Annotated in this window: 1 protein-coding gene and 1 pseudogene; one reads left to right on the forward strand and one right to left on the reverse strand. The window is 50.2% G+C overall.

The genetic code is table 11. The features are described 5' to 3' along the window. Positions 1–2,699 (forward strand): annotated as a pseudogene (locus AUR66_RS21825) (hypothetical protein); the annotation flags it as partial. Here AUR66_RS21825 and AUR66_RS06555 read toward each other — a convergent pair. Further along, the coding region (locus AUR66_RS06555; RefSeq protein WP_157533014.1) for a M48 metallopeptidase family protein at positions 2,674–2,970 on the reverse strand (297 nt) is incomplete at its 5' end. The pseudogene AUR66_RS21825 and the gene AUR66_RS06555 overlap by 26 nt on opposite strands.

Here is a 2,970-nt window from a genome sequence, read left to right on the forward strand (position 1 = left end):
CAGATTCATCGGTTCATGTTGTGTTACGAAGACCAACTGGAGAGACAACCGAGATATACAATGCTACTGGATCCATTTATGACGAAAACAAACCCATTCAGGTCCAACTGTCTTCGAAGATCCCAAACGGAGACGGTGGTCGAGCGCTGATCGAACTATCAGCGACTAATGGGGCAACTATTCGTCTCGAAAGTCTGCAGATCGTTGCTGATAGCGATGGAGACGGACTCACAGATCAGGAAGAGCGGGCAGGGATATTCCCTGAATTAGGGCTGATACGATCAGATCCTTTCGATTCCGACACAGATGGTGATGGAATACCTGATGGTGATGAAGTAGTACGAGTCTCAGCGCAGGGAACGACGAGATACAAGTTGATTAGTGACCCAACACACTACGATTCTGATGGTGACGGCCTCTCAGATGCACTTGAGAGGACGAAACGCCCATTAGTGATTCGGACCACAGACCCGTATCAGACTGACCGAGTACAATTTTATCAAAATCACAGTGGTGAGCCCAGATACAGTGTATACCGTGGGAATTTATCGGACCCCTTGAAAGTCGATACTGACGAGGATGGGGTTGTAGATTCGTTAGAACAGATACTCCACACGGATCCAACAAAGTCAGACACAGATCGGGATGGGGTCAAAGATGGCATCGAACTGAACGGTTCTGGAGACCCAACGCTGTACGACAATCAACCGCCAGAGATTACCAACGTTCGCAGCCACTATTACTATGATTTATTGACATTACAAACTAAGCATTATATTTGGTATGATGTATCGGACTCTGCGGGCGTCAAAAATACCGAAATTGTTGGCACAAAGTACAATCTAAGCAAACGTATTGACGATGGATCAATGCACTCCGTTAGAGTCGTCTATTATAGTACGCCGATTTTCCACTCCCACGGCGAGATTCGGGCAACCGATCGGAATGGCAATACGATAACTACAGTTGGTCTGCGTCAACCCGATGATGCCAAGTCATGGTATGCAAGGACCTTGGAAGAAAACGCTCCAGATACCGAGGTCATATACGACGCTGGTTTCTCTTACGGTGTACAAGCGTTCATCGCCGACGAGATTCAGAGTATAGTCGAATCGCCTGCTAATGCAATCGAATTCTTCGAGTACCTTGCAGACGATCCGGTTGGCGTTCTCGGCACGAGCTGGAATACACTTCAAATATTAGTGGAGCGAGGGTCTGTGGACGCACTACTCGCGAGTGTGGACGCGAGCCTTGAGCAAAAACAAGCCAGAGACAATGCATTCGAACCAGGAAGTATAGAATATACGACCTTCGAAAATGGGTGGAAGGCTGGCTATGCACTTCCATTTCTCATCACGGTGGCTGCACCGGTTTCGGTCGGAAAGGCTGGGAGAGTGGCTAAGGGGGCAAAAACAGTAACGAAGGTTGATGACTTCACCAGTGCTGTGCTCTCGCTCCGGCGTTCGGCTGAACTACCAAGAGAGCTCCTGTCATCCGCAAAGAATGCTGGTTCACGACACCGAATCTATCGCGCTCAGCGACAACTTTCTATCGAATCCCTAGACGATTTGTCTCGTGCAGATCCGACCGACGTCAGGCGTTTCTTGGAGCGTGGTGGCCCTCGGTCGGCTACTGCTCTGAATAAACATCCAGAAATTAGACACGTATTAGCTGCAGAAAATGTAGACGTCCCGTCACAGACTCGCGTTGATGCAGCCCTACAGCTTGCTCGCGCATCTGGACATTCGAAGGTTGATTCCTCCGATATTGCGATCGTAGCATCTCGTATCGAATCACTAGAATCGGAACGACGAGGTATCTACCGAATTCTGAGTCAGGATACGACCGATCACAGGGTGGTCAGATACATTTCGAATTCCGACGAGACAGAGTTACGGGCGTTCCTTTCGCTTGCCGATGAACCAGGTATCTCCCACGCCGATCTCAGTCGATACGCACGGGAATCCGGTCCGAGGGGGACTGCAGTTCCGTTCAACGAGCTCAGGACACAGATGAGAACTATCGATGGGGTCGAACACTCGGGCGGTGCGACTGTAGTCAGAGGCTCCGCATCAGAGACTACAACCTCTCTTTACTATCCAGATGATAGCGATGCGTTCCTGAATGACATCGCTGGTACGAGGGGTAAATCGTTCAAAACTACCCACTCGAAAGGAGAACTCGGCGAGCAATTGGTTGCGCCTCGTGTGGCTGAAATGAAAGGATATACAATTCTCTCAGATGGATCGAAGGAACTAACGGGCGAAGGCATTGATTTAATCGCCAAACGGCCAGATGGAAAAATCGTAATCATTGAGGCCAAATACACAAGCAAACAAGGTCCGGTTGGAACGAGTCTATTCTCCTCGACACGGCAGGGTCCCAACGGAGAACAGTATTCACAGATGTCCCACCCGTGGATTAAATCGTCATTCGACGAAATGTCACCAGATGACGTCCGGTCGTATGATGATGTCGCGAAGGCGATAGAGTCAGGCGACTATACTCGAGAGGCAGTTATTGTACAAAACTCACGGAGTGAATGGACGGTGACTCCAGGAATGCGATTCGTCGCTGACCACGTAGATATCGTCAAGATTGGTGGGTCGAGCCAAGTCCTCTCGATATCTGCTCCGATGCGTTCTGGACCAACCGTTGAATCGTCAACTCCGACTATATCTGCAGCGTCCGCCCGTTGATTCGGAGCCATTCCTGCCGACTCTCGTAGTCGGGGATCACTGACGCGATTGCATTCCAGAAACTGGGGCTGTGTTCCTCGTGCTTCTTGTGAGCCAACTCGTGAATTACCACGTAGTCTTGGATACGTACTGGTGCAAGAATCAGTCGCCAGTGGAGCTTGGCCCGTCCATCTTGGTACTCACCCCACCTGTCTTCGAGTCCAGTCACTTCGACCTTGACGTCCGTAGCACCGAGTTTTGGTGCGTATCTCTCTGCTCTCTCGGCGAGATC

The sequence above is a fragment of the Haloferax profundi genome (assembly GCF_001469865.1).
GTDB lineage: Archaea > Halobacteriota > Halobacteria > Halobacteriales > Haloferacaceae > Haloferax > Haloferax profundi.